Source organism: Nonomuraea sp. NPDC048892 (assembly GCF_040649735.1).
Taxonomy (GTDB): Bacteria; Actinomycetota; Actinomycetes; order Streptosporangiales; family Streptosporangiaceae; genus Nonomuraea; species Nonomuraea maheshkhaliensis.
The window spans coordinates 699775-724586 of sequence record NZ_JBEZFZ010000001.1 but is presented as its reverse complement, the minus strand read 5'-3'; the positions used below and the strand labels follow the sequence as shown (position 1 = coordinate 724586).

Genomic DNA, 24812 nt, shown 5'->3' with positions numbered 1-24812 from the left:
TATACTTACCCTGGGACACCGCTGAAAGGGGCTGCCCATGCCGGTCCAGCGACTCAACCACGCCGTCCTTTACGTCCGCGACGTGGAGCGCAGCGTCGCCTTTTACCGGGAGGCCCTCGGCTTCGAGGTCGTCATGGGCATGCGCGGAGCCGCGTTCCTCCAGGCCCCCGGCTCATCGAACGATCACGACCTGGGCCTGTTCCAGATCGGCGAGAACGCGGCCCCCTCTCCGGCCGGGCGCACCTCCGTCGGCCTCTACCACCTGGCGTGGGAGGTCGACACGCTCGACGAGCTCGAACGCGTCCAGGCCAAGCTCGCCGAGCTGAACGCGCTCGTCGGCGCCTCCGACCACAGCACCACCAAGGCCCTCTACGCCCGCGACCCCGACGGCCTGGAGTTCGAGGTGTCCTGGCTCGTCCCCGCCGCGCTGCTGACCGAGGAGCTGCTGGCCGGCCGAGCGAGCATCCGTCCCCTCGATCTGGACGCCGAGAAGCGGCGTTTCGGCGCACAGACTCGCGGCGGTGTGGGCGTGTCCGTCCCGGTCTGAAGTACCGTGGAGGTATCGACCCCTCCCGCGGCGGAGGACCTCCACGGCTGACTCCACGGAGAACGGTCATGTCAAGCGATCCTGATCACGTGCTCGACGCCATCGACGGCGTCGTCGACGAGTGGGAGACGCTGAGCGCGGACGCCATGCGCTGGGCTCCTCCCGAGAGCAAGACCCCTGATCTGCTGACCGAGGTGAGCGAGATCTTCGGTCCGCTCGTCAACGCGTTCTCCCAGGCGCTGCGCCCGATCGGCGACGCACTCGAACGCGTACTGGACTCCCTGGAAGAGCGCGACGGCCCCCGCGACTGAAGCCCTTCGGGGTCAGGTGGCGCGGCGGCGGCGGGCCCTGCGGGGGTAGGCCTTGGCCGTCTCGGCCAGGCGCACGGCGTGCTCGGCCTGCTTGCGCCAGTGTCCGTAGGCGTCGCCGCGCTGGGCCAGCCGGTCGAGCTCGGTCATCGTGGCCAGCGGGATGAAGGCGGGCTCGGCGTCGCGCCACGGCGTGCCGGGCAGCGGCATGAACGTGTGGGTGTGGATGCGCGCCCCCAGCTCGGCCAGGTCGGCGGCGAGCGCCAGCGACTGCTCCTGGTCCTCCTCCGACTCGCCGGGCATCCCGAAGATGAAGTCGACGTTGGGCCGGAACCCGTGCTCGACGGCGATCCTGACCGCGTCGCGCACGGGCGAGGTGTCGTGGCCGCGCCCCGAGGCCGCCAGCACCCGGTCGGAGCCCGACTGGGCGCCGATGATCAGGTTGTCGTTGGCCACGTAGCGCTTGAGCAGCCGCATCGCCTCGGGGCTGACGTGCTCGGGCCGCACCTCCGAGGGAAAGCTGCCGAAGAAGACCCGGCCGTGCGGCGGCAGCTCCTCCTTGACCCCGGCCAGCAGCTCCTCCACCGCGCCGAGGTCGGGATCGGGGCCGGGGGAGCCGTAGGACAGCGAGGTCGGCGTGATGAAGCGCACGTCGCGCAGCCCCCGCCCGGCCATCTCGCGCACGTGCTCACGCACGCTCGCCACCGACCGGTGCCGGAACTGCCCGCCGAACATGAACGGCGTCTGGCAGAAGCGGCAGGTGTAGCGGCAACCTCTGGTGATCTCGATGGGCCCGTTGCGGCCGGTGAACGAGGGGAAGGCGTCGAGCGGCAGCTGCGGCGCCGACCCCGTGCGCAGGGCGACGCCGTCGGCGTCCCTGACCGCCAGCCCGGGGACCGAGGTGAGCGGCCGGTCCTCCCGCAGCGCCCGGACCAGGGCGATGATCGTGCTCTCGCCCTCGCCGATGCCCGCCAGGTCCCAGCCGGCGTCGATGACCTGCTGCGGCTCGGCGGTGGCGTGCACGCCGCCCGCGATGTGCAGCCCCCTGCCGCCGCTCAGCGACCTGACCGTGGCCAGCTCGGCCGCCATGGCCTCGGCGTCGGGGGAGTAGAACGACCAGAGCACCAGCACCCGATCCGCCTCGCTGTCGCGGATGTGCCGGGCGGTCTCCTCGGGCGTGGTGCCGAGCCGCAGGTCGTGCTCGACCCGCGCGCTGTCGAGGGCGGCGAGCAGCGCGTGCACGCCGTAGGTCACCGCCTTGCGGTATCGGACCACCACGCTCACTGCCAGTGCCACGTCCGGCAGCGTAGCTCAGGCCCCCGACATCATGCCCCCGCCGTCATGACTCCGAGATCATGACTTCGGCATCACGACTCCGACAGCCGCATCGCGCGCAGCGGGCCGGTGAGCTTGGCCAGCTCGGCCAGCATCTCGGCGGCGGCCGCCTCGGAGATCTCGTTCGGCCGCAGCACGCCGTCCTCGATCGGAAGCTGCATCACGAACGGGATGTTCACCGCCTCCAGCACCGGGACCATCTTCAGCGTGCTGACCACCTGACGCAGCCCCTGCACGGCGCGGGTACCGCCGGACAGGCCGCCGTAGCTGACGAACCCGGCAGGCTTGTGGTTCCACTCGTGGTGCAGGTAGTCCAGGGCGTTCTTCAGCGGGGCGGAGAAGCTGTGGTTGTACTCGGGGGTCACGAACACGAACGCGTCCGAGCGGTCCACGATCGCGCTCCACTCCTTGGTGTGCGCGTTCTCGTACTGCCGCAGCCTGGGGTGGTGCGGCTCGTCCATGAACGGCAGGTCCAGCTCGGCCAGGTCGGTGAACTCCACCTTGAACGCGCCGTACGCCTCGGCGCTGCCGCGGAACCAGTCGGCGACCGCTCGTCCGACGCGCCCCTTCCTGGTGCTTCCGACGATGATCTGCAGAACGGGTTCGGTCATGACTGCTCCCAGCGTTGTGCAAGCGGTTGAACGCTCAACAGTATTGAGTAACTACACATTATTTAGCAAACGCTAGGATGTCCTCATGAGCCTCGACTCGGTCTGCACCCGCTTCCACATCGCCTTAGAGCTGATCGGCGCCCGCTGGTCGGGGGCCGTGATCCACATGATCTTCAAGGGCGCTCACCGCTACGCCGACCTCAAGGCGGCCATCCCCGGCATCAACGACACGATGTTGGCCAGGCGCCTGCGCGAGCTCGAAGCGGCCGGCCTCGTCGAGCGGCGGGTGCTGCCCACCTCGCCGGTGCGGGTCGAATACCACCTGACCCAGATGGGCCAGGAGCTCCGGCCCGCGCTCGACCAGTTGCTTGCCTGGTCGCACAAGTGGATCCCGGTGCCTGAGGCGGCCGAGTCCGCCTGACCACGCCGAGCCGCGCCGCCCGTTCGCTGGAGCAGTTGATGACGGCGGCTTCGCGGGCGGTGGAGCGGCGCGATTTTGGCGCGCGCATCGGGGACGTCTCCCCGTAGAATTCATCGCATGACCTGGCGACATTGATCCATAACCAGGGGCCGGCGCGGGACGCGCGGGCCTCCGGGGCGAAACGCCCCCGGAGTCCCTGCTCGTCCCTGGAAGGCCCCATGCTTGTCATCTCGCTCTACGTCTACGCGTTCCTCAGCGAATTCGTCCTGCTCTATCCGGTGTACGCGCTGCTGTTCGCCGACACCGGGCTCTCCGTCGCCCAGTCCTCCACCCTGTTCGTCATCTGGTCGGTGACCGGCATGGTGCTGGAGATCCCGTCCGGCGCCTGGGCCGACACCTTCTCCCGGCGGCTGCTGCTGTGCCTCGGGCCGCTGCTGATCGGCCTCGGCTTCGCGTCGTGGACCCTCTTCCCCTCCCCCTGGGTGTTCGCCGCCGGGTTCGTGGTGTGGGGGGCAGGGGAGGCGCTCATCTCGGGCTCGTACGAAGCGCTCGCGTACGAGGAGCTGGCCCGGCGCGGCCAGGAGGGCCGCTACGCCGGCGTGATGGGCCGGGCCACCTCGCTCGGCCTGGTCGCCAGCGCCACCGCGATCGGCCTGGCCTCCCCCGCCCTCGCGGCCGGCGGCTACCCCCTCGTGGGCGCGGCCAGCGTGCTGGCCTGCGTCCTGTGCGCCGCCACGGCGCTGACGCTGCCCGAGCACAGGACGCGCGGCGAGGCGCCCGGTTACCTGGCGGTCCTGCGGGAAGGGCTGGCCCTGGCCCGTGGTGATCGCCGCGTGCTGCACGCGATCCTGCTGGTCGCGTTCGTGACGGCGGTGTGGGGCGCGCTGGAGGAGTACGTGCCGTACCTGGCGGTCGAGAAGGGCGTGGCCTGGACCGCCGTGCCGCTGGTCATCCTCCTGGTCTGGGTCGGCGCCACCGCGGGCGGCCTGCTGGCGGGCCCTGCCGAGCGCCTGCCGGGCCGCTTGTACGGCCCGCTGCTCGGCCTGGCGGCGCTGGCCATGGCCGGCGGCGCGCTCAGCGGTCATCCCGCCGGGTTCGTCGCCGTCGCGCTGGCGTTCGGGGCGTTCCAGCTCGCCCAGGTGCTGGCCGACGTGCGGTTGCAGGCGCGCATCAGCGGCCCGGCGCGGGCCACCGTCACCTCGGTCGCGGGGCTGGGCACGAACGTGGTGACGGTCGGGGTCTTCACCGCGTACGGGGCGGCGTCGTCGTACGTGTCGAACGGGGTGACGTTCGCCCTGCTGACCCTGCCGTACGTGCTCGTCGCGGTGCTGAGCGGCCGGGCCGGTCAGTAACGGGACGGGATCCGCTTGGGCAACGGCGGCGGCTCCTCTTCTGAGGCGGGCGGCTCGGGCTGCGCGGGCGGCTCGACCGGCTCGACCAGTTCGACCGGGCGTGGGGCGCCCCGCCAGCGGGAGGGGAAGAGCGAGGCGACCACCAGCACGCACGCCACCGGCAGGGCCCAGTCGGCGAGCAGCGCCCGGTACCCCGCCTCGTACGCGAGCGGCACCACCCCCTGCGGCGTCACCCAGGGCGCGCCGGCCAGGAAGGCCCCGGCCAGCACCCCGAGCGCGAGTCCCGGCAGCAGCGAGGCGAGCGGCGAGATCCTGGACCCCGCCAGCGCGCCGACGACGACCATGAGCCCCGCGAGCAGGCTCGTGGCGAGCCAGCCGTCCAGGCCGGCGTGGGAGACGAAACCCGCCGCGATCAGCGGCGTGGCCAGCAGTCCTGCGCCGGCGCCGAGCAGATGACGAACACCATTACGCACAGAGAACACCTCCAGCCTCGGGACACTACTCACCTCTCCCCGCCTTCGCCTTATAGGCGGCGAATCCCGCATCAAGGACTAGGGCCAAAACGACCCCATAACACCGAAATAGGGCCTTATTGGTATCTGAGCAGGATCCCCAGCAACCGTTAGCTTGACAGCACCCCCACCCGAGGAGTGCACATGTTGAGTAAACGCTGTGCGCTGACAGGCGCGATCATCCTCGCCGTCTGTGTGGCCACCCCCCTCAGCCCAGCAGCAGCAGACCCCACACCCAAGGCGCCACCCGCCATGGTGGACGCGCTCGAACGCGACCTCGGCCTCTCCGAGGAGCAGGTGCACACCCGCCTGGCCAACGAGGAGCGCGCCACCGCCGTCGAAGCGAACCTGACCACCGCACTGGGCGGGTCGTTCGGCGGCGCCTGGCTGAACGACGACGCCTCCAAGCTCATGGTCGCCACCACCGACCCGGCGGCCACGAAGACCATCGAGGCTCAGGGAGCGCAGCCCGTCGTCGTCGCCCGCTCCATGGACCAGCTCAACGGCGTCATGCGTCAGCTCGACCAGGCTCCGCAGAGTGTCAAGTCCGGCGCCGCTCTCTGGTTCGTCGACGTGACGACCAACCTCGTCTCCGTCCAGGCGCCGACCGTGGAGGCCGCGCAGGCCCTCGTCGCCGCCGCCGACGTGGACAAGAGCGCCGTCACCGTCTCGGCCACGGCCGAGCGTCCGACGACGTTCATCAACATCATCGGCGGCGCGGCCTACTACATCGGCGGCAGCCGGTGCAGCGTCGGCTTCGCCGTCACCAGGGGCAGCACTCCCGGCTTCACCACGGCGGGACACTGCGGCCGGGCCGGCTCCAGGACCACGAGCCCGACGGGCACCTTCCAGGGCTCGTCCTTCCCTGGCAACGACTACGCCTGGGTCGCCGCGCCGAACAACACTGCCACGCCGTACGTACGCGGCTCCGGCGGCGCGAACGTGACCGTCCGCGGCTCCACCCAGGCCGCCGTCGGCGCGTCCATCTGCCGCTCCGGCTCGACCACCGGATGGCGCTGCGGCGTCATCAGGCAGCACGGCGCCAGCGTCACCTACGCGCAGGGCACCGTCTCCGGCCTGACCCGCACCACCGCGTGCGCCGAGCCCGGCGACTCCGGCGGCTCGTTCATCTCGGGCAACCAGGCCCAGGGCATGACGTCCGGCGGCTCCGGCAACTGCTCGGTCGGCGGCACGACGTACCACCAGCCGGTCAACGAGGCTTTGAGCGTGTACGGCCTCACGCTCAGGACCGGCTGACCCCTCGCACCCCCCGCGGCGCCTCTCCCTCCGGGGAGGGGCGCCGCGCCGTCGTACACCCTCTGCGAATAATCGAAAAAAGCAGCCCTAACAGGTAAAGATTCGCCAGCGCCTCGCTAAGACATGACCATTCCACCCGGTCATTCTTGATTGTGTATCCACACAAATACAGTTGAGCTATGCACGCTCCGAGGCGACCATGCGAATAACCGTGTCCGATCCCCTGCACGAATGCGTCAAGGTGTGGGCCACCCGCGAGGTGGGACCGGAACGCGTGCCCTCGCTCGCCCGCAAGGAACTCGCGAAGTGGCTGGGCCCCGACCACAAGGCCCTGCCCGACCTCCAGGAGATCGCCTCGGAGCTGATCACCAACGCGATCCTGCACGCCGACGCCGACTGGGTGCGCCTGAGCCTGAAGCGCGAGCCGTACTCCTGGCGGCTCACCGTGACGGACCCGGGCCCTTCGGGCAAGACCCAGCCCCCGCGCCATTCCCGGTCGAGCGACGAACGGGGCCGCGGCCTGCTGATCGTGGACGCGCTGACCGAGGGCCGCTGGGACACGACCGTCAACGCTGAGGGCGAACGCGTCGTCTGGGCCCAGGTCCGCCGCTGACTTTCCGCTGTCAAAGCATTACCGTCCGCACCCGAAGATGCGGCATCCTTGGTGCGTGCGAAGCCGACGTGACCGTTCTCCGCTCACCGTGGCGGCGGTGGCCGTCATGGCCGGCGCCGGGCTGCTCGGCCTCGGGGTGGTGCTCCTGCTGGACGGAGCCGGGGCGGCCGACGAGTGGGCGGGCGTGATGTCGGCGTGCGTCGCCGTCCTGGGCGGCTCGGCGACGCTGATCGGCCGGCTGCGCCGCGACGACGACACCGGCGACGAGACAGAACGGGCGCGCCGGCTGGACTGGCTGGCCGCCAGGATGGGCGATCACTGCACCACCGAGGAGGAGCAGCGCCGGCTCCTCGATCCCTATCCGCTGCCGGTCACCTGGCACACCCTCGGCCCGCCGCACTCCGACCACTGGTCGGTCATCCGCCAGGGGGCCGGCGACACGCCGCTGCGGCTCGACGGCACCCTCGACGACCTGCACCGCGTCGTGAGCGCGACGGTGCCGACCGGGCGGCTGGTCGTGCTCGGCGGGCCGGGGTCCGGCAAGACCAGCCTGGTCGTCAGGCTGGCCCGCGCCTGCCTGGCCGCCCGTGCGTCCGAGGCCGGGCCCGTACCGGTGATCCTGCGGTTGTCCACGTGGGACCCGGCCGCCCGCACGCTGCGGCGGTGGATCACCGAGCAGGTGGAGCTCGACTACGGCGTCGGCGGCGTCACGTGGGACGCCGAGCTGCTGCCGGTGCTCGACGGGCTCGACGAGATGCCGCCCGCGGCGCGCGGCGCGGCCCTGCGGGCCGTCAACAGCACGTTCGCGCCCGGCCTGTCGCTCGTGGTGACCAGCCGCGGCGCGGAATACCACGAGGCCGTACGCGACGCCGACGTGCTCACCGGCGCCGCCGTGATCGAGCTCGACCCGCTCACCCCCGGCGTGATCCGCGACTACCTGGCCACCGCCACCCGCTCCGACCGGGGCGCGGCCTGGGACGAGGTCTTCGACCGGATGAGCGGCGAGCCGGAGGGCCTGCTGGCGCGGACACTCTCGACCCCGCTCAACCTGTCGCTGACCCGCCTCACCTACGCCGACGGCCCCGGCGACCCCGGCCTGCTGCTGCGCCTGTCCGGCACCGCCGCGCTGCGCGGCCACCTGCTCGACCAGCTCATCAGCGTCCTCTATCCCGACGTGCCCGATCCTGCCGCCGGCACGCGCGCCTGGACCCTGCGCGACGCGCACCGCTGGCTCTCCTTCCTCGCCCGCCACCTGCACCGCCGCGACGCCTACGACCTGCCCTGGTGGGAGCTGGCCAGGGCGGTGCCGCTGCGGGCCAGGATGCCGATCTGGGCCGTCGTGGCCGCCGTCGTCTTCGCCGCCGCGAACGTCCTCGTCGGCCTGCCGTGGCAGCTCACCGGGCCGGACCCGGCCGCCGGCGTGCTCTCCGACCTGCGCTGGGGAGCCGGCGGCGGGCTGCTGATGGGCGCGGTCAACAGCCTGTGGACACCGCTGTTCCCCAGGGCGCCGAGGCTCTACCGCTGCACCGTCCGCCGGACCGGCAGGCCGCTGTGGTGGCGCCTGTGCCGCGCGCTGGGCAGCGGGCTGTGGCGCGGAGCGACGGACGGGGCGCGGAGCGGGGTGCCCGTCACGTTCATCGTCCTCGCGATCGTCGCGCTGGCCGCGCCTGAGCCCGGCCCGGCCGGACACGCCGAACTCTTCGCCGTCGCCGCCCTGCACGCCTTCCTGTTCGGCTTCACCTGCGGCTTCGTGTACGGGCTCGCCGTAGGCTTCGCCGCCGAGTTCGTCACGATGTTCCACGACGTCGAGGTGGGGCAGGGCCGGCTGCCCGACGAGGTGCTGCGCGCGGACCGGGTCTGGACCCTCGTCACCGCGCTGGCAGGCGGCCTCGTCACCGCGGCCGTCACCCTGCTGTTCCTGGCGGTCGTCTTCAGCTTCGGTGAGACCCGCGACTGGCGGCTGATCACGTCCGCCGCGGCCCGCCTGGGCGTCGCGGGCGGCCTCGCCGCGTGCCTGGCCACCGCGTCCACCCAGTTCCTGCTGGCCCGCATGGCGCTGTCGGTGGCCGGCCGGATGCCGTGGCACGCGATGGCGTTCCTCCAGGACGGCGTACGGCGGGGCGCGTTGCGTCAGGTGGGCGGCGCGTTCCAGTTCCGCCACGCGCTGCTGCGCGACCGCCTGGCCGGAGTCCCGGCTCCCGCGGCCATGGAAAACAGCCAATCATTTCTCAAATGACCGCCCAAGAATGGCCGGAGAATTGTTTGACCCGGCCGAAACCCGTTCCGTCCGGAAAAGAAAACCCGGCACGACGCCTTGACGACTCCCGAGCGCGAAGCGCGACGATGAGAAACACAGAGGGAGGAACTCCAGCGGGAGGATCCATGCTGAAAGAAGCATGCGCGGCCGCCGTTCTCGCGGCCGCCATATTCGCTCCGACGTCCGCCTCCTCGGCCCGGGCCACGGCCCCGGCCACCCACGCCAAGGCCGCCTCCGTCACCGGAACCTGCACCTCCGCCGTCTGCAAGTGGATGCAGGACGGCAACAAGCGCTGCTTCTACTGCAAGCAGAAGAAGAAGCGGGGCGGCGGCTGGAAGCGCCAGTACTGCGAGAAGAAGGCCAAGGAGAGGCGCCCGGTGGAGCTCGAGTGCACCTCGACCCCGGCACCGAGCACGACCAACCCGAAGCGCGTCTGCGAGAAGTGCGTGGACCAGCGGACCGGCCGGCTGGTGTCGACCAAGTGCGGCTAGCACCGCGGTGACGTGACTCATCGCCGCTCTCGTGACATTCGCAGCTGTTCGCTCCGGGCGCTCACGCGGAGGATCGGGTACTCCACCTCAGAGGGAGCATTCATGACCGTCTCACCCGAGACCAAGAGCGTCCGGATCGAACGCACCTACCCGACCGCTGGCGAACACGTGTGGCGCCTGTGGACCACCGGATATTCTAGCTTCGACAGAATCACAAGCAGCGCTAGAGTGTCCTCATGTCCGCCATCAGCGAGCGCCGCGAACGTGAACGCGCCAACCGTCACCAGCTGATCATCACAGCCGCGCGCGAACTGGCGGAGTCGGAGGGCTGGGAGGCGGTGACGACGCGCCGGCTGGCCGAACGCGTCGAATACAGCCAGCCGGTGCTCTACAGCCACTTCAACGGCAAGGACGCCATCGTGAGCGCGGTCGCCCTCGACGGCTTCACCGAACTCGCCACTCACCTGCGCCGCGCCCGCCAGTCCGCCTCCGACCCCGCCTCTGACCCCGGCCAGGCGTTGCGCCCCGGGCAGTCCGTCGCCGACACCGGCCAGGCGTTGCGTGCCGTCTGCCGCGCCTACCTCGACTTCGCCACCGACCGCCCCGCCCTGTACCAGGCCATGTTCATCATGCCCACCGACCTCAAGTTCGCCAGCGCCGAGACCCCGCCCCCGCTCCGGGCCTGCTTCGACGAGTTCGTCAACTGCTTCCCGCCGGCCAACGAGCGCCGCGAACTCTTCGCCGAGGTCACGTGGAGCGCGCTGCACGGCATGGCGGTCCTGTCCGACAGCGGCCGTATCCCGTCCGAGCCCCAGGACGAACGCCTCGACTTCCTCGTCACCCAGATCATTCGCTGACCGGCCTCAGAGCAGCCGCATCGGCCGGGCGAGGGGATCCCACTCGACGACCACGAGCCGGCTCCCGTACTCCCTGGCCAGCCTGTGACGCAGACCCTGGTCGAAGGCGTTCGTACTGATGACGACCCGATTGAGCTCCGGCTCGATCCCCATGCCGAGAACCGCTGGCTCGTGGAACACCCAGCCCCTCATCAGCACCAGCGCCCGCAGCTCAGCCTGACTGTTCACCACTGGCCGCACCTGAGGCACGACCGCGTAAGGGGTGGCCACCCCTTCGGGCCAGTCCATTCCTGAGATCAGCGGCGAGGCCAGCTCACGTCCCCGCTCGGTGACGTAGGGGGCGACCAGCCGGTACGGCTCATGCAGGATGTACGGCGGAGCGAGATCGTACGGGTGCGCCTCGACCCGCCGCTCAGCCTCCTCCAGAGCACGCTGGAACGGCCGGATGCCTTCGTACGACCTGAACCTCTCGGGGGACACAGGCTGGTAGTAGACCTCGACCGCGTCCTCCGTAGCGGGCTGTACGATCACGCGCCACCCACTGGGCAGGAACGCGGGCGCGGCCGCGACGGCGTAGACAGCGACCAACGCGAAGATCATCTTCACCCGCATGCGCGCCGAGTCTAGAACACTGGCGACACCAGCAGGCACCGATGACTTCCGGCCACCAGGCCCGTCTACAACCTCGGCGCCAAACCACGCCATCACCCCGGCACCGGAACCCGTACTTCCCCTGCCGAGCACGATTCCAACGACGCCCCCAGACCCCGGAGCCCCTATCATGCGGAAACTGATAGCGACAGTGTTCAACTACTCCCTCGACGGCCTGCTCGCCGACGAGGGCACCGACTTCTGGAAGTTCTGCTTCGACCTGCCCGAGAACCGCGAGCCCGCCGACCAGGCCCACCTCGACTTCCTCCGCAACGCGTACGCCCACGTCATGGGCCGCACCGCCTACGAGGGCATCTCCGCGGGCATGCGGGCATCCGCCGACCACCCGTTCGCCGACATCCTGAACCCCGGGCGCAAGATCGTCTTCTCCCGCACCCTCAAGACCGCCGACTGGACCAACACCACCATCGCCGCCGGCGACACGACAGAAGAGATCGACAAGCTCAGACTGGACGGCGACGGCCACATCATCGTCTGGGGTGGCGTCACCCTCTGGCGCTCACTCATGCGGCTCGACCTGATCGACGAACTCCGGCTGAGCATGTTCCCCTACATCTCAGGCGCCGGCACCCGCCTGTTCGACGGCGTCCCCGAGTCGTACCAGCTCGACCTGGTCTCCAGCACCCCCTCCAGCAACGGCATCGTCTACCTCCGCTACCAGCGCCCCCGCGACCTCTGAAGCCGGACCGCTCACAGAGAACTCCAGCAATAGATCAACTGACCTTCGTCACGGGCCCGCCGGGCCAGCCCACGCAACTCGGCGATCAACTCGGCCAACTGAGCGGGCTCGGCGCCGAACATGGAGTCCTCGTCACTCTCCGCCCACCGCTCACCCAGCTCGACCAGCCTCTCATCGGGAACGTCAGCGAGCGTGTCGCGCACGTCCACCGGCAACTCCTCGATGCCCGGCCCGATGAAGTACGGCGAATCCTCGGCAAGGGCGCCCCACTCCTCATCGGTTTGGGGCGCACCTTGTGGAGGTGGATAAAGAACGACGGTCCGTACCAGGTCACCAGTGGGGGGCACGTCCCTGACCAGCGCGACCAACTGCGCCAACGCCTCCCACGGACTGATCCACTTGGTCTCCACAGCATCGAAGACAGGCCGGCCAGGAGGGGGATCGTCGACCGCGCGGGGCTGCTCCGGCATGATCACCGCGGCCTGCCGATCCGCGGCGCGGTAGTACTCGTACGCGTTGCCCACCCGGGTCCTCCGTGTTGAGTAGGTCATCCCGAACGGCGACAGACTAGAGGGGTGCGGGCGTACAGGAAAGCGGCGTTCACAGGGGCTTGACGGCCCGGGTCGCGAAATAACCAGGCATATACCGCGCGGTGGCATCCGCGTGGTGCGGGGCCTCGTCGAAGTGGGTCAGGGTGAAGCCGGCCGCGAGCTGACCACCGATCTGCCCGGCGAGTGAGTGGCTGTATTCGATCGGCCCGGTCCCGTACGAGCGCTGCCGCTCGGCATCCGGAAGATCGAGGCTGCTGAACGGGAGCGAATGGCGCACTACAAGCTCACCCCGCTCCTCCATCGCCGTGACATCGAAAATGAAGACGTCAGGATTCAGGAACCCGGCCATCAAGATCCCGCCCGGACGCAGCACACGAAACGACTCCCGCCAGACCGGTGCGAGATCGGGACAGAACACATTGGACACCGGATTGAAGACGACATCGAAACTGCCATCGGGAAACGCGCTCAGGTCGCGCATGTCGCCGAGCACCGTACGGACGGCCAATCCCTCGCGGGCGGCCACCTCCTGGTCGCGGGCCAGTTGCTGCGGCGAGTTGTCCAGCACCGTCACGACCGCACCCGCTGCCGACAGCACCGGCCCCTGCTGCCCTCCCCCGGAAGCCAGGCACAACACCTCGGCACCGCCCAGTTCAGCCGGAAACCAGTCGCGCGGCACCGCCTCGTGACCGATCAGAATGACGGCCCAATCGCCGCCCCGCGCCCGAGCGATGACCTCCGGCCCGACCGGCCGGGTCCATTCGTTACCGCTCTCCACCTCGCGATCCCAGGCAGCACGGTTATAGGCCACGGGGTCCAATTCGTCCGTCACAACGGCAAAGCCTAGGGGCTGACGCAAGGGCGCCCGGCAAGCAGGCTTTAGCGGGTCGGATCTCCTGCTTTCCACCACCGTGTGCGCCATCAAGACGATGAGAGGAAAGCACGTAAGCCCACCGGCAAAGAACCTAGGCTTCGTGCCACGTCGTCGAGTACGCGACCGACCACGCCTGTGATGCCGCCGATGCCTGGAGGAAAGACGAATGGGTCACCTGGACAACATAGAGCCGTCCCTCACGACACTGATGGAGAGCCGCAGTATCTCTCTCCGCGAGTTACACGAGGACACCATCCTCGTGTGCTGGGACGACCGCGATGGCGATGGCGGACTTCCCGTCGGCCGGGTGGAGCGAGAGAGCTTCCGTCGCAGCGGGATGTTCGGCCGCACGGTCGAGGGGTGGACAGCCTACTGTGATGACCGTGATCATCCCGGGCACGACCCCATCCTGGCCGGCGACATGCTCCCTGACATCAACCAAGCCGTCCGCGCGGTCCTCCGCCATCTCCCTTCCCGCTACTCCTGATTCCCGTACGACTGCGACTAGGGAACGGTCGCCACGGGCGGCACTACCTCGACGATGCGGGCCGTTCCGCTGGGTGGTCGCATCTCGTGCATGGTGATCACGTCACCCGGTGTGAGGTGTCGCCAGTGTTCAGGGCTCAAAGGAAGAAGTCGCACAGGTGCGCACTCTCCCGGTTCCAGCGGAGTACGACCCTCCACCCAGAGAAGGGCGATACTGACCGACAGCTCCCCCTCAGGCGTGCGCTGTCCGACGTCCCACATGGGTCGAAGCCCTTTTCCGGGAAGTATCGGCACCTTGCGGCCTCCCTCCTCGGTGGGCACGAGGCAAAGCTCAGCCCGAAGAGCACCGTTCCGGGCCTCGCTGCCCCGCCACTCGTACCAGGCGACATGCGACTCGAGCCACATCACTCGGGCGGCATCAGCCAGCAGATCCCAGAACTCGGGCGGCTGGGGGTGCGCGTCGCCGAGCTCCTCGAGCGCAAGAAGGACCATCTCCCATTCGCCGTGTTCCAGGTACTCCAGCCCATCGGAGAGGCTGGCACCGGCCTCGGTCCGGATGTGGGGGGAGCAGAACTGAGCGGCCTTCAACAGCGAGGAGTCCAGGTCCACATCCTGATTGTGGCAGGCGCTCGAAATCTGAACCTACGGCTTGAAAGATCCACTTCCGGCCGTTCCAGGTAGTTCAATGCAGGTCCAAGGGCACGGGAGGGTCCATGCTGAACGGCCTTGAACGGCCTTGCATGGCAACTCGACCTGCAACTCTGACGGCTCGCCGACGCGAGGCTGTGCGAGTTCATCGGCGACGTGCTCAGCGAGGCTGGGATCTTGATGGACTCACCGCTCGTCGGGAATCAAGCGATTTGAGATCACAGACGAATGGCGTGAGTGGTGAACTATTCTGCGTGCCCGAAGGAATCCGTGTCCCTACTCTGTCACCGTGGGAACCGACATCTACGGCTTCATCGAAACTCGTCACCCGTGTGCTGACGAGGACTGGTACGACGGAGAGCCCTGGTCGGTATCGACGCCCCTTTATCCCCTCTATGACGGCCGCGATTACGACGCCTTCGGTTGTCTCTTCGGCGTCCGCAACCGGCTCGGCTGGACTCCCGTCGCGGCCGGCCGAGGCCTACCGGCCGACGCTTCGGAAGCGATCCGTCATGACTACGAGAAGTCGGCGAACATCGATACCGCCGTGCACGGCTGCACATGGGTTGCGTGGGCGGAGCTTCGCGACCTGGACCTGAGTGTCCGACCCGCCGCTCGCGGAGTACTGCAGATCCGCTCGGCGAAATCGGTGATCCATCAGTATCGAATCGACGATCAGTGGCCGGAAGAGCTCGTGGACCTCTATTCCATACCGCCCTTCGGCGTCTCGCCTGATCAAGCCTTGGCTGGTCGATGGGACCTTCCCGATGTGACGCTCGAGTATGGCCCGTTGACACGGCAGGCCGTGCTGGGCCCCGGAACAGGCTGGGAACACGTCTTCGGGGTGATGGAGGCGTTGGGGCGGCGCTTCAGGCCCGATGGCGTGCGGTTGGTGGTCTGGTTCGACTAAGAGAAGAGGCATCTGAGCTGCACTACTGCTCGTGGCAGGCGCAAGGTTCGCACTTGCGTAGGCTGAGCCGACGGTTTTACAGCGCGTGACCGCGCTCCTGACATCCATGACCACGCCGTCGCCTTCCGGGCTGAGGACGGTGGGCGTGCCGCAGAAGTCGCACAGCCATTAAGACTGTCGGCAAACCAAAGCGGCTCCCCGACGAGCACGAGCTTGTGCGTCGAGGGGGACGAAGCCGAGCAGTGGGATACCGTCTCCCAGGCCGACGCCGAGTCCAGCGCGGAAACCCCAGAGCCATGAAATCCCGGCAGCGAGATCGCTACAGGTCGTTTGCGTTGCTCGCAGGGGTCGTTAACGGCCGCTCAAGGTCGCCCGGATATGGCGCGGTTGCTGCCCCCGGCCCGCCGCCGCGCCAGGGGCCAGATTCTCGGAATCATGGCATATCTGCGCGAATCGGAATTTTCGGGAGCTACGCGTCAGGATAACATCCATTCTAATGGCGGATATTCAGACATCAAGGACACTCCCCCTTTTCGCTCCTTGCTGATTATTTGCCCGCTTATAAGCGTGCGCGCGTCTTTCATGCTTGACGCTGGGGTATCTCCCTTGTCGCACTATCGCAGCGGTGTGGGCGGATACGAAAAAACGGCTCCGGCATCCGCGCTACCGCGACACCATTCACGAGCTCGATCTGACACAGGTCAACGAGCCTCAGGAAATCGCCTGACGTTCTCGCGGGGAATGCTCACCACGGAAAGGAATACCCTATGCCATTCATCATGCGCAACACACTCCCCAAGCTGGCCGCACGTACACTCGCCGCCGCCGTCCTCACCGCAGTGGTCATGACGCCCGCGGTCGCGGCATCCTCTGCCCCCAACCCGGCCGAGACATACATCTCGAGCGTCAGTGCGAACGGAAACGGGTGCCCGCCCGGGACATGGGAGGCGGCGATCAGCCCCGACGGGAAGTCGTTCACCGTTACATTCAGCTCATACGAGACGCTCATCGAACCCGGTACTGATGCTTCGAATAAGGAATGCACGCTCTCGCTGAACGTGCATACGCCGCCGGGGACCTCGCTTTCCACCGCCGAGTTCTCCTACCAGGGCTACGCGCTCATGGACCAAGCAGGGATGAGCGCGACACAGAGCGCAAACTACAACTTCCGCGGTGCTCCCGTCCCGGCTCAGTCGGTTCGCTCGCAGATCTCGGGGCCCCACGACGACGCGTACGTCTTCTCCGACCGGATCTTGCTTCACGACGTGGCGTCGGCGCAGGGCGCAACCCGCGCGCTGAACGGGGTGACGAGCCTAGTCCTCACCAACAACCCCGCAGAGACCGGCAGCGGCTACTTCAACACCAGCAGTGTCGACGGGACGCTCCAGAACGGACCGGGCTGCACCATCGACCGGCGCACCGCCACCTCGGGGCAGACCATCGTCGGCACATCAGGCGCCGATGTCATCTGCGGGTCACCGTTCGCCGACCGTATCGCCGCGCTGGGCGGCAACGACGTCATCCTCTCCTTTGCGGGCAACGACCGGGTCTCCGCCGGTTCTGGCAACGACACCGTCTTCGGCGGCAACGGCAACGACGACATCAGCGGCGACGACGGCAACGACACCCTCGACGGCGAAGCCGGCAACGACCGGATCCTGGGCGGGCCGGGCACCGACACCGCTAACGGCGGGCCGGGCACCGATTCCTGCATAGCCGAGACGACCACTTCCTGCTGAGTCAGGTCGACGCTCCGGTGGTGTGGCTTCGGGACGAAGCAGTCGAGGTCGGAGCGGGCCGGCCTGCTTTACCCACCTTGGCCGCGCCGGGTCCCGAAGCGAGGGGATCCAGGGGACACGTATCCACACCCCTGATGCGCGGGAGCGGCTCGCCTCCGCGCTCTGGGGAAATCCCTAGCCATTGCAACTACGACGCTTCCGAGGATCAAAAAGGCCCTCTCCCCGATCAAGGGAGAGGGCCTTTCAGCTGCGGCATGACCATGTCTCACCACGATGCGAACCATGATCATTGCACGTATATTGCACAGGAAGTGCACCGTACCGACCTTGTCCTGATCGCTTGCCTATGCTTATGTGTTCGGAGTGAGTCGTGATTCCGATATAGGCGGGCGTCTCGAACCTGTTCCGGCGAAGGTGAACCCGGCAGGTGGGAGGATGAACTACATCCCACTGCTCTTTGTCCTGAGCGCGGTCCCCCTTCTGCTTGCCAACTGGTTCATCGCTGCCATGATCCTTGGACGCGACTGCGCCTTCTTATACGAGGGCGGCAACATTACGGAATGTGCTGGCGGGCTTTCAGAGGAAGAGATGACCGCCACATCGGGACTGATCGCGCTGGTGCTACTTGTCATTCAGATGGGGCTGATCGTCCTAGTGCGCCGGCGCACCCACGGATCTTAGCGAGGCCGCATGGTCGGCGACAGAGCGCCTTGGGACGGTAAGTACGCGTCAGTGCGACGAATGCTTAGTACGGCGGACGGCTTCCAGCGACCTGCGACTGCCTACGGGGACAGGCCACCCGACGGCGAGGTGGAGGTGCGCTCGCGGATCTCCACCATGCTGGAATGCTTCATACCGTGATGATGCCGCACGGCTCTGAACGTCCGCATCTCGGTCGGCAATGCATCTGCTCCTTCCTCGTGCTCGCGCCCGCGGCTTCCCACCGTCTGGCGATCACCGCCCGCACACCGGCATTCGGACTGCCAAGACGAAGAGGAATGGCGCGCGCTGGTCGGTCGCCCTCGCTCTCGGCATTCGTCAGGGCGAGGCTATCGGACTCCGCTGGTCGTACATCGAACACCGGCATGAGAACGACTGCCAGCCCACCTGTAAGCGTGCTCACCGCTGCTGCAAGCGCCCGTGCCCGAAGGACTGCACGAGCCACGCCGACAAGTGCCAGAAGCGCGCGGGCGGAGGTCTCGTCTTTCGGCAACGCAAGGGCAAGAGCAAGCTCACCCTGCAATGCCCTCCGGCGCTCCTGGCCCTCCTGCGGGCCCACAAGGAGGTCCAGGCCGCCGAACGGCTGAAGGCGGGGGACAGGTGGACCGATCATGACTTGGTCTTCACGACGAAGCTCGGCGGCCCGATCGAGCGTACGGAGGACTGGAAGCAATGGAAGGCCATCCTCAAGCAGGCCGGCGTCCGGGACGCCCGGGTGCACGATGCGAGGCACACCGCAGCGACCCTGTTGATAGAGCAGGGTGTCCACATCCGCGTCGTGCAGGAGATCCTCGGCCACACCCGCGTCACCACCACGGAGCGCTACACCCACGTGGCGACCCTCCAGATGAAGGACGCCAGTGAGCGTATGGGTGCCGCCCTCTGGGAGCGCCCTGAGGGCAACTGCAACCCGAACTGCAACCCTGATGTCCACAGAGATCAAAAAGGCCCTCTCCCCAACCAAGGGAGAGGGCCTTTCAGCTGCGGAGGATCGGGGATTTGAACCCCGGATGGTGTTGCCACCAAACCGCATTAGCAGTGCGGCGCCATAGACCTGACTAGGCGAATCCTCCTGGAAGCCATCGCGGCAAGCACAGCGTACCGGCCTTCTGGCGAGGCGGCAAAGCGATTGCGCCGCACGCCTTCACCAAGAGTTATCAACAGCCTGTGGGTAACTATCTGTGGATGAAGCCCGCCCAGAGCTAGGGCGGGCTTCCAGGCTGTGGATAACGTCAGGCGGCCGGGTTGGCCTCGCCCTCGATCTCGATCTTAACCTTCTTGCCCACCAGCACCCCGCCGGTCTCCAGCGCCTGGTTCCAGGTCAGGCCGAAGTCCTCGCGGTCGAACTCCGTGGTGATCGTGTAGCCCCAGACGGCCTGGCCCCACGGGTTGGTGCCGGCGCCGCCGTACTCGACCTTGAGCTCGACCTCCCGGGTCACGTCACGGATGGTCAGGTCGCCGACGACGGTGAACTCGTCGCCCTTGTGGCCGGCCACGCGGGTGCTCTTGAAGGTGATGGTCGGGAACTTCTCGACGGACAGGAAGTCGTCGCTGCGCAGGTGGCCGTCGCGGTCGGCGACGCCCGTCGTGATGCTCTCCGTCTGGATGGTGAGTTCGGCGGTCGACTCCAGCGGGTTCTCGGCGATCGTGACCGCGCCTTCGAACTTCTCGAAACGGCCGCGGACCTTGCTGACCATCATGTGCTTGACGACGAAGCCGATGCTGGTGTGCGCTACGTCCAGGTTGTACGTTCCGGCGGCCGGGATGGTCAGGGATTCCCAGGTGCGGGTGGTCATCGGAGGCTCCTAGTAGAAGGTTGCTGTGCGGATGTCTGCGGCAACAACTTTCTACATGAGGAATATTCCGCACGTCAACTATCGTCGTCTAAGGTATGAGTGTGATGAAGTACGACAACCCCCGGGTGGACGCCCACCGGCTGTACGACGACTCCCGGCTGACGGCCATCGGGCTGTTCGCCGAGGTGCACGCGGGCCTGACGAGCAGGTTCGCACCGGCGCTGAGCGCCGCGGGGCTGTCGGAGATCGACTTCGAGACGCTCATTCGTTTGGCACGTTCCCCCGGGCAGAGGCTGCGGATGAGCGATCTCGCCGGCCAGACCGGGTTGTCCACGAGCGGGGTGACCCGGGTGGTGGACCGGCTGGAGCGCGAGGAGCTGGTGCAGCGGGAGGCCTGCGCGACCGATCGGCGGACGTCCTACACCGTGCTCACCGCGGCGGGCGCCGAGCGCCTGGAGCGCGTGCTGCCGCAGCACCTCCAGGACATCGAGGACCTCTTCACCGGGCTGCTGAGCCCCGACGAGCTGGAGGCGTTCCTGGGCACGCTGCGCAAGATCAGGACCATCGTACGGCCGTGCGCCACCGCCGGGGCGGAGACCCCGCCGGAGACGTCCCCCTGCGAGTCCTAGGATCCCCCGTCTGGTCCCCCTGTGCAGCCCTAGGAGAGGCCCAGTGACGTCCGCAGTTTGGCCATGGCGCGCGACACCGTGCTCTTGACCGTCCCCACGCTGATCCCCAGCGTCCTCGCGATCTCCGGCTCCGTCATGTCCTCGTAGTACCGCAGCACGATCGCCGCCCGCATCCGCTCCGGCAGCTCGCGCAGGGCCTGTTCGAGCGCCTCGTGGATCTCCGGGGCCGGCAGCGCCTCGCGGGCGGCCGGCTCGGGCAGCTCGTCCGACGGGTACTCCTCCAGCTTCCGCCGCCGCCACTGCGAGATGTTGATGTTGACCATGGCCCGCCGCACGTATCCGTCCAGCGCGTTGCGGTCCTCGATGCGGTCCCAGGCCAGGTACGTCTTGGCCAGCGCGCTCTGCAGCAGGTCCTCGGCGTCGAGCGGATGGCCGGTGAGCTGATGGGCCGCGCGCAGCAGCGCGGGACCGCGCGCCGTGACGTACTCGCGGAACTCGTCTTCCCAGCTCGTGGTCTGCATCGTGGCCAGAATCGCAGCCTGATGCCCGTTTGTGCCGGAACCGCAATTCAGGTTTCGGCCCGCCGACGATAAAGGTCCGTATAGGTCGGTGGCGGTTTGTACGACGCCGTAGGTGAACTCCCTTCCCCGGGGATGGGTATTTTGCTCCCATCTGAACTACTACGGTGTGGCCCGCCCCCAAGTCATGTGAATCTAGTACCCGACGAGGGAGGGGTTCATGGGTCATCCGAGCGTCGAGCGCCGCCGGGTGCTCGCCGCGGCCGTGCTCGGCCGCGAGGGCCGCGTCCCCGGTGCCGATCCCGGCGACGCGGAGCCCCTGCGGGCCGTCGTCGGCGAGGTCCTGGACATCAGCCCGCACCTGATCACCATCGAGACTCCCGGCGGCGCCCAGGAGCGGCTCGTGATCGCGCCGTGGGCGACCGCGTGGAACGGCTCCGACACGACGCCGGGCGATCTGGACGTGGGCTCCATGGTGCTGATGCGAACGTTGCGCGACGGCCGCGTGGTCGAGCGCATCTGGGCCGACACCACCCGCATCACCGGGACGATCATCTCCATAGCCGGCAAGAAGGACCTGACGGTCGAGCTCGACTGCGGGCCCCATCGCGGCCACCGCTCGGTCGTCATCCCCTACCGCGCGTCGGGACGGCTCCAGGTGCGCCATCCCCAGTTCGAACCCGGCTACCTCTTCGACGCGATCGGCATCAGGCGCGACGGCGCCAGCCTGGCCCTGCTGCCCGCGACCTCGCAGCCGCCCTACCCGGCGCGGTCCGTGCCGCCCCCGCCACCCGCCTACGCGGGCACGCAGGCGCGCATCGCCGGCACCGCGACCTGGTCGGACACGTTCGACGAGGAAGAGCGGGGCGCGGCGTACCCCATGCTGGAACGTACCGACACCGGCTGTCCCATGACCGGCGTCTCGTGCGCCGGCCTGCCGTATCTGGCCGTCGGCTCGCTGCTCCAGGTCAGGAACGTCTGCTCCAACCGCTCCGCCAACGTGCCCGTGGTCGCCTGCGGATGCATGGCCGGGCGCTTCTGCGACCGCTGCGTCGAATGCGACACCTCGCCGCGCGGGCGGATCGCGGAGCTGTCGCCGTCCTCCTACGTGGAGCTCGGCGGCGAGTTGATCAAAGGGTGCTTCAACGCGCAGATCGGATTAGGGTGACGCTCGTGCTGGAATCGCAGCTCCCGCTCCTGATCGTCATGCTCATCCTGGGCACGGTGGCGAAGGTGCGCACCGTCGGCTCGGGAGGCGAACCGGGAGCGCTGTCCAGGCTGGGGCCCGCGGTGCTGGTGCCCGGGCGCATGCAGGCTCCCGCGCTGCTGGTGTGCGCGGCCGGCGAACTGATGCTGGCGGCGGGGTTGCTGTTCAGCACGCATCCGTTCTTCCGCTGGGGCACGGTCGCGTTCTTCGCGATGTCCACGTACGTGCTGCTGGAGCTGCGCCGGCGCGTGCCCGACGCGGGCTGCGGCTGCTTCGGCGAGGTGAGCTCGGCGCCGGTCGGGTGGCGTTCGATCGGCCGGACTGTCGCGCTGACCGGCCTGGCCGGCGTGTCGGTGTGGTCGCCGGTGACGGGGTGGGCGGCCGCGACCGGGTGGGTGGAGGCGGGGCCGCCGTGGTACGCCGCCGCGGGGGTGGCCCTGCTCGCGCTGCTCTCGCCCGAGATCGAGGAGCTGATCGACCGGGTACGGTATCGCGCCCCCTGCGAGCAGCGCCGCGGCCCGGCGGAGTCGGTGACCCTGTCGAGGCTGAGGTCGAGCGGCGCCTGGCGGGCCCACCGGCAGGAGCTGGCCTCGGCGGAGCCGTATGACAGCTGGCGGGAGCTGTGCTGGCGCTTCTTCGCCTTCAGAAACCACGAGGACGACGACGTGGTCTTCGCCGTCTATCTGAGCGGGCGCCGCCCGGCGGTGCGGATGGCCGTGGTCAGCAGGGAGGGCAGCGACTCTCTGCCGGACTATATCCCCGTATCGGCCTGACGCTAGAGAGCACTAGATTTCCCTCGACAGGCATGGCGATATAGCTCTATTGGGCTGTCTAGCTTCCCCACTAGACAGCCCAATAGAGGTCTAGGGGCGTCGCTCAGATCGGCTGAGCGCGCAGGAATCTCCCGAAATGCGGCACCGTGAACGCGATCAGGCCGCGCTCGGCGCTGTAGATGAGCCCTTTCTTGATCAGGCTGTCACGGGCGGGTGAGAGGCTGGACGGCTTACGCCCGAGGGCGTCGGCCACCTCGGCGGTCGCGACCGGCTCGTCGCCGATCTGCGCCATGGCGTGCATGTAGTCGCGCTCGGCCGGGGTGGCCCGCTCGTAGCGGCTTCCGAAGAAGCCGACCGCGAGCTCCTCCTCGGCCTCCGGCGCGGAGACCTTGACGTCGTCGATGGTGATCGGGCTGCGCGGGGCGAGGTCCCAGGCGACCTTGCCGTACGCCTGCACGAAGTAGGGGTAGCCGTCGGCCGCCTCGTAGAGGGCGTCGAGCGCCTCCTGGGTGAACTCCACCTCTTCCTCCCGCGCGGGAAGGATGAGCGCGAGGTCGGCCGCGTCACGGTCGAGCTTGTCGATGCGCGCGTAGCGGAAGAGCCGTTCGGAATAGCTCTTGCTGGCCGACAGCACGCTCGGCAGGTGCGGCAGGCCGGCCCCCACCACGATCAGCGGGCCGCCCGACTGCGACAGCTCGTGGCAGGCCGCGCAGAGCGCCGAGACATCGGCGGCCTGCACGTCCTGCATCTCGTCGATGAACAGTGCGATGCCCACCGCCAGGTCGGTGGCCACGCTCGCCGCGTCGACGAACAACTCGGTGAGGTCGATCTCCAGATCGCCGGAGTCGGCGCGCCCGCGGCTGGCGGGCACCTCGATGCCGGGCGACCAGTGGGAGGTGCCCTTGGCCGCGGCCGGATCGCGCATGGCGAACGCCTTGAGCACGCCGAGGAACTCCTCGATGCGCTCGGGCGCGCGATGACGCGGCGCCAGCTCGCGGATGGCCATGTGAAGGGCGGCCGCCACCGGCCGTCTGATCGACTGGTCGGGCCGGGCCTCGATCTTGCCCGTGCCCCACAGCCGCTGCATGGCCATGGACTTGAACGTGTTGAGCAGAACGGTCTTGCCGACGCCCCGCAGGCCGGTCACGACCATGCTGCGCTCGGGACGGCCGCGGGCCACCCGCTCCAGCACGACCTCGAACTGCTGCAGCTCGCGATCACGCCCGGCGAGCTCCGGCGGGCGCTGCCCGGCGCCGGGAGCGTAGGGGTTTCGCACAGGGTCCACGCTCTCGGACTTTATTGCCGGATATAGCGGCCGTCTTAGATTTGGGAAGAAAGTGCTACGGCGTGTCCGAGCAGGGGCGAGCGCGAGCACCGTCATCCGGACACACCCCCTCTCACCAGGCCGAACCTCTGTTCGATTGCGGTACCTAAGACTGTAGCGCGGACTCGAACACCTATGCGATGGTTTCGAGTAAAGATCTTCGTGACGAGTCCGGAAGAGACCCGAACTTGGCAGCCGTCCCGCGCGCGCAATAGCGTTCGACACCATGCGGACCTTCGCGAACGTTCAGGAGCTCAAGGCGGCCGTCGGCGAGTCGTTCGGCCCGACCGAGTGGCGCACCGTCACCCAGGATCAGGTCAACCTCTTCGCCGACGCCACCGACGACCATCAGTGGATCCACATCGACGTGGAGAAGGCCAAGGAGGGGCCGTTCGGCGGCACGATCGCCCACGGCTACCTGACGCTGTCGCTGCTGCCGTCGTTCATGTTCGCCCTGCTCAAGGTGGAGGGCATCGCGATGGGGGTCAACTACGGCCTCAACAAGGTCCGCTTCCCGCGGCCGGTGCCGGTCGGCGGGCGGATCAGGGCGCTCGGCGAGCTCACCGACGTCAAGGGCACGCCGGCCGGCTACCTGGCCAACCTCAAGGTGACGGTCGAGATCGAGGGCGAGAAGCGGCCCGCCTGCATCGCCGAGACGCTCAGCCTGTACGTCCCCGCCCCGTAACCTCGCCTGGGCAATCTCTCTCCCGCGCAATCTCTCGCCC

General features: G+C 68.4%; 29 protein-coding genes and 1 tRNA gene. 19 read left to right on the top strand and 11 right to left on the bottom strand.

From position 1 onward, the window contains the following. The first annotated feature begins 37 nt into the window (after positions 1–37). Entirely contained in the window at positions 38–547 is a 510-nt protein-coding gene (locus AB0C28_RS03645; RefSeq protein ID WP_357839035.1) for a VOC family protein, read from the top strand. 68 nt (positions 548–615) lie between these two features. Continuing rightward, positions 616–858, top strand: a complete 243-nt coding sequence (locus AB0C28_RS03640) for a hypothetical protein (RefSeq protein WP_357839037.1) — start codon at positions 616–618, stop codon at positions 856–858. Positions 859–870: 12 nt separating this feature from the next. On the opposite strand, the gene AB0C28_RS03635 is transcribed toward AB0C28_RS03640, so the two are convergent. Both AB0C28_RS03635 and AB0C28_RS03630 read right to left on the bottom strand, forming a co-directional pair. Further along, positions 871–2151 carry a TIGR04013 family B12-binding domain/radical SAM domain-containing protein gene (locus AB0C28_RS03635; RefSeq protein WP_358073003.1) on the bottom strand — a complete coding sequence of 427 codons (1281 nt, stop codon included), beginning with the start codon at positions 2149–2151 and terminating at the stop codon, positions 871–873. 71 nt (positions 2152–2222) lie between these two features. After that, a complete protein-coding gene (locus AB0C28_RS03630) occupies positions 2223–2801 on the bottom strand; it encodes an NAD(P)H-dependent oxidoreductase (RefSeq protein ID WP_357839043.1) in 579 nt (192 codons plus the stop codon). 85 nt (positions 2802–2886) lie between these two features. Between AB0C28_RS03630 and AB0C28_RS03625 the strand changes: the two genes are divergently transcribed. Both AB0C28_RS03625 and AB0C28_RS03620 read left to right on the top strand, forming a co-directional pair. Beyond that, on the top strand, positions 2887–3222 hold the full coding sequence (locus tag AB0C28_RS03625) for a helix-turn-helix domain-containing protein (RefSeq protein WP_357839046.1): 336 nt from the start codon (positions 2887–2889) through the stop codon (positions 3220–3222). A gap of 218 nt (positions 3223–3440) precedes the next feature. Then, positions 3441–4574 carry an MFS transporter gene (locus tag AB0C28_RS03620; RefSeq protein ID WP_358073002.1) on the top strand — a complete coding sequence of 378 codons (1134 nt, stop codon included), beginning with the start codon at positions 3441–3443 and terminating at the stop codon, positions 4572–4574. Here AB0C28_RS03620 and AB0C28_RS03615 read toward each other — a convergent pair. Next, on the bottom strand, positions 4568–5047 hold the full coding sequence (locus AB0C28_RS03615; RefSeq protein WP_357839051.1) for a hypothetical protein: 480 nt from the start codon (positions 5045–5047) through the stop codon (positions 4568–4570). The two genes, AB0C28_RS03620 and AB0C28_RS03615, sit on opposite strands and share 7 nt — an antisense overlap. Before the next feature lie 183 nt (positions 5048–5230). On the opposite strand from AB0C28_RS03615, the gene AB0C28_RS03610 reads away from it, so the two are divergent. The 5 genes from AB0C28_RS03610 to AB0C28_RS03590 all read left to right on the top strand — a co-directional run bounded on the left by AB0C28_RS03610 (position 5231) and on the right by AB0C28_RS03590 (position 10561). Then, positions 5231–6343, top strand: a complete 1113-nt coding sequence (locus AB0C28_RS03610) for a S1 family peptidase (RefSeq protein WP_357839053.1) — start codon at positions 5231–5233, stop codon at positions 6341–6343. A 211-nt stretch (positions 6344–6554) separates the two neighbouring features. Continuing rightward, positions 6555–6956 carry an ATP-binding protein gene (locus tag AB0C28_RS03605; RefSeq protein ID WP_357839056.1) on the top strand — a complete coding sequence of 134 codons (402 nt, stop codon included), beginning with the start codon at positions 6555–6557 and terminating at the stop codon, positions 6954–6956. Positions 6957–7011: 55 nt separating this feature from the next. Then, a complete protein-coding gene (locus tag AB0C28_RS03600; protein ID WP_358073001.1) occupies positions 7012–9192 on the top strand; it encodes a hypothetical protein in 2181 nt (726 codons plus the stop codon). A 146-nt stretch (positions 9193–9338) separates the two neighbouring features. After that, entirely contained in the window at positions 9339–9704 is a 366-nt protein-coding gene (locus AB0C28_RS03595) for a hypothetical protein (RefSeq protein WP_357839062.1), read from the top strand. Positions 9705–9940: 236 nt separating this feature from the next. After that, positions 9941–10561, top strand: a complete 621-nt coding sequence (locus AB0C28_RS03590; RefSeq protein ID WP_358073000.1) for a TetR/AcrR family transcriptional regulator — start codon at positions 9941–9943, stop codon at positions 10559–10561. A 6-nt stretch (positions 10562–10567) separates the two neighbouring features. Here AB0C28_RS03590 and AB0C28_RS03585 read toward each other — a convergent pair whose 3' ends face one another. Beyond that, positions 10568–11173 (bottom strand): hypothetical protein, encoded by a 606-nt coding sequence (locus AB0C28_RS03585; RefSeq protein WP_358072999.1) that lies wholly within the window; start codon positions 11171–11173, stop codon positions 10568–10570. A 169-nt stretch (positions 11174–11342) separates the two neighbouring features. Here AB0C28_RS03585 and AB0C28_RS03580 point away from each other — a divergent pair, with 169 nt between their 5' ends. Next, the gene (locus tag AB0C28_RS03580) at positions 11343–11912 is read left to right on the top strand and encodes a dihydrofolate reductase family protein (RefSeq protein WP_358072998.1); all 570 of its coding nucleotides are present in this window, start codon (positions 11343–11345) and stop codon (positions 11910–11912) included. Positions 11913–11923: 11 nt separating this feature from the next. On the opposite strand, the gene AB0C28_RS03575 is transcribed toward AB0C28_RS03580, so the two are convergent. Together AB0C28_RS03575 and AB0C28_RS03570 are read right to left on the bottom strand one after the other, a co-directional pair. Beyond that, on the bottom strand, positions 11924–12436 hold the full coding sequence (locus tag AB0C28_RS03575; protein WP_358072997.1) for a hypothetical protein: 513 nt from the start codon (positions 12434–12436) through the stop codon (positions 11924–11926). Between the two features lie 76 nt (positions 12437–12512). Next, positions 12513–13295 (bottom strand): class I SAM-dependent methyltransferase, encoded by a 783-nt coding sequence (locus AB0C28_RS03570; RefSeq protein ID WP_357839077.1) that lies wholly within the window; start codon positions 13293–13295, stop codon positions 12513–12515. 208 nt (positions 13296–13503) lie between these two features. On the opposite strand from AB0C28_RS03570, the gene AB0C28_RS03565 reads away from it, so the two are divergent. Next, a complete protein-coding gene (locus tag AB0C28_RS03565) occupies positions 13504–13824 on the top strand; it encodes a hypothetical protein (RefSeq protein ID WP_357839080.1) in 321 nt (106 codons plus the stop codon). A gap of 17 nt (positions 13825–13841) precedes the next feature. Here the strand turns inward: AB0C28_RS03565 and AB0C28_RS03560 are convergent, their stop codons facing one another. Continuing rightward, a complete protein-coding gene (locus tag AB0C28_RS03560; protein WP_358072996.1) occupies positions 13842–14432 on the bottom strand; it encodes a hypothetical protein in 591 nt (196 codons plus the stop codon). A 328-nt stretch (positions 14433–14760) separates the two neighbouring features. Between AB0C28_RS03560 and AB0C28_RS03555 the strand changes: the two genes are divergently transcribed. The 4 genes from AB0C28_RS03555 (at position 14761) to AB0C28_RS03540 (ending at position 18843) form a co-directional block, all read left to right on the top strand. Continuing rightward, on the top strand, positions 14761–15381 hold the full coding sequence (locus AB0C28_RS03555) for an ABC transporter permease (protein WP_357839085.1): 621 nt from the start codon (positions 14761–14763) through the stop codon (positions 15379–15381). A 767-nt stretch (positions 15382–16148) separates the two neighbouring features. Continuing rightward, positions 16149–17120 carry a DUF4360 domain-containing protein gene (locus AB0C28_RS03550; protein ID WP_358072995.1) on the top strand — a complete coding sequence of 324 codons (972 nt, stop codon included), beginning with the start codon at positions 16149–16151 and terminating at the stop codon, positions 17118–17120. 435 nt (positions 17121–17555) lie between these two features. Next, positions 17556–17801, top strand: coding sequence for a hypothetical protein (locus AB0C28_RS03545; RefSeq protein ID WP_358072994.1), 246 nt, complete (start codon positions 17556–17558; stop codon positions 17799–17801). Positions 17802–18021: 220 nt separating this feature from the next. After that, entirely contained in the window at positions 18022–18843 is an 822-nt protein-coding gene (locus tag AB0C28_RS03540; protein WP_358072993.1) for a tyrosine-type recombinase/integrase, read from the top strand. Here the strand turns inward: AB0C28_RS03540 and AB0C28_RS03535 are convergent. Both AB0C28_RS03535 and AB0C28_RS03530 read right to left on the bottom strand, forming a co-directional pair. Next, positions 18825–18913: transfer RNA gene (locus AB0C28_RS03535), tRNA-Ser, on the bottom strand. The genes AB0C28_RS03540 and AB0C28_RS03535 overlap by 19 nt on opposite strands. A 159-nt stretch (positions 18914–19072) precedes the next feature. Continuing rightward, positions 19073–19636 carry a YceI family protein gene (locus AB0C28_RS03530; protein WP_358072992.1) on the bottom strand — a complete coding sequence of 188 codons (564 nt, stop codon included), beginning with the start codon at positions 19634–19636 and terminating at the stop codon, positions 19073–19075. Between the two features lie 95 nt (positions 19637–19731). Here AB0C28_RS03530 and AB0C28_RS03525 point away from each other — a divergent pair, with 95 nt between their 5' ends. Then, entirely contained in the window at positions 19732–20265 is a 534-nt protein-coding gene (locus tag AB0C28_RS03525) for a MarR family transcriptional regulator (RefSeq protein WP_357839092.1), read from the top strand. A 29-nt stretch (positions 20266–20294) separates the two neighbouring features. Here AB0C28_RS03525 and AB0C28_RS03520 read toward each other — a convergent pair whose 3' ends face one another. Beyond that, on the bottom strand, positions 20295–20786 hold the full coding sequence (locus AB0C28_RS03520; RefSeq protein ID WP_357839094.1) for a SigE family RNA polymerase sigma factor: 492 nt from the start codon (positions 20784–20786) through the stop codon (positions 20295–20297). 217 nt (positions 20787–21003) lie between these two features. Here AB0C28_RS03520 and AB0C28_RS03515 point away from each other — a divergent pair, with 217 nt between their 5' ends. Further along, positions 21004–21951, top strand: coding sequence for a hypothetical protein (locus AB0C28_RS03515; RefSeq protein ID WP_357839097.1), 948 nt, complete (start codon positions 21004–21006; stop codon positions 21949–21951). A 5-nt stretch (positions 21952–21956) separates the two neighbouring features. Continuing rightward, a complete protein-coding gene (locus AB0C28_RS03510; protein WP_357839100.1) occupies positions 21957–22763 on the top strand; it encodes a MauE/DoxX family redox-associated membrane protein in 807 nt (268 codons plus the stop codon). A 103-nt stretch (positions 22764–22866) separates the two neighbouring features. Here AB0C28_RS03510 and AB0C28_RS03505 read toward each other — a convergent pair whose 3' ends face one another. Next, on the bottom strand, positions 22867–24048 hold the full coding sequence (locus AB0C28_RS03505; protein ID WP_106247498.1) for an ATP-binding protein: 1182 nt from the start codon (positions 24046–24048) through the stop codon (positions 22867–22869). A gap of 265 nt (positions 24049–24313) precedes the next feature. On the opposite strand from AB0C28_RS03505, the gene AB0C28_RS03500 reads away from it, so the two are divergent. Continuing rightward, positions 24314–24772: a MaoC family dehydratase gene (locus tag AB0C28_RS03500; protein WP_357839103.1), complete on the top strand. Its 459-nt coding sequence runs from the start codon at positions 24314–24316 to the stop codon at positions 24770–24772. The last annotated feature ends 40 nt before the right edge of the window (positions 24773–24812 follow it).

Coding starts and splice junctions, on each gene's coding strand:
- AB0C28_RS03530 (WP_358072992.1), bottom strand. CDS start 19,636: ATGACCACCCGCACCTGGGAATCCCTGACCATCCCGGCCGCCGGAACG.
- AB0C28_RS03585 (WP_358072999.1), bottom strand. CDS start 11,173: ATGCGGGTGAAGATGATCTTCGCGTTGGTCGCTGTCTACGCCGTCGCG.
- AB0C28_RS03515 (WP_357839097.1), top strand. CDS start 21,004: ATGGGTCATCCGAGCGTCGAGCGCCGCCGGGTGCTCGCCGCGGCCGTG.
- AB0C28_RS03610 (WP_357839053.1), top strand. CDS start 5,231: ATGTTGAGTAAACGCTGTGCGCTGACAGGCGCGATCATCCTCGCCGTC.
- AB0C28_RS03640 (WP_357839037.1), top strand. CDS start 616: ATGTCAAGCGATCCTGATCACGTGCTCGACGCCATCGACGGCGTCGTC.
- AB0C28_RS03580 (WP_358072998.1), top strand. CDS start 11,343: ATGCGGAAACTGATAGCGACAGTGTTCAACTACTCCCTCGACGGCCTG.
- AB0C28_RS03565 (WP_357839080.1), top strand. CDS start 13,504: ATGGGTCACCTGGACAACATAGAGCCGTCCCTCACGACACTGATGGAG.
- AB0C28_RS03520 (WP_357839094.1), bottom strand. CDS start 20,786: ATGCAGACCACGAGCTGGGAAGACGAGTTCCGCGAGTACGTCACGGCG.
- AB0C28_RS03545 (WP_358072994.1), top strand. CDS start 17,556: ATGAACTACATCCCACTGCTCTTTGTCCTGAGCGCGGTCCCCCTTCTG.
- AB0C28_RS03540 (WP_358072993.1), top strand. CDS start 18,022: ATGCATCTGCTCCTTCCTCGTGCTCGCGCCCGCGGCTTCCCACCGTCT.
- AB0C28_RS03620 (WP_358073002.1), top strand. CDS start 3,441: ATGCTTGTCATCTCGCTCTACGTCTACGCGTTCCTCAGCGAATTCGTC.
- AB0C28_RS03625 (WP_357839046.1), top strand. CDS start 2,887: ATGAGCCTCGACTCGGTCTGCACCCGCTTCCACATCGCCTTAGAGCTG.
- AB0C28_RS03645 (WP_357839035.1), top strand. CDS start 38: ATGCCGGTCCAGCGACTCAACCACGCCGTCCTTTACGTCCGCGACGTG.
- AB0C28_RS03500 (WP_357839103.1), top strand. CDS start 24,314: ATGCGGACCTTCGCGAACGTTCAGGAGCTCAAGGCGGCCGTCGGCGAG.
- AB0C28_RS03525 (WP_357839092.1), top strand. CDS start 19,732: ATGAGTGTGATGAAGTACGACAACCCCCGGGTGGACGCCCACCGGCTG.
- AB0C28_RS03595 (WP_357839062.1), top strand. CDS start 9,339: ATGCTGAAAGAAGCATGCGCGGCCGCCGTTCTCGCGGCCGCCATATTC.
- AB0C28_RS03590 (WP_358073000.1), top strand. CDS start 9,941: ATGTCCGCCATCAGCGAGCGCCGCGAACGTGAACGCGCCAACCGTCAC.
- AB0C28_RS03550 (WP_358072995.1), top strand. CDS start 16,149: ATGCCATTCATCATGCGCAACACACTCCCCAAGCTGGCCGCACGTACA.
- AB0C28_RS03630 (WP_357839043.1), bottom strand. CDS start 2,801: ATGACCGAACCCGTTCTGCAGATCATCGTCGGAAGCACCAGGAAGGGG.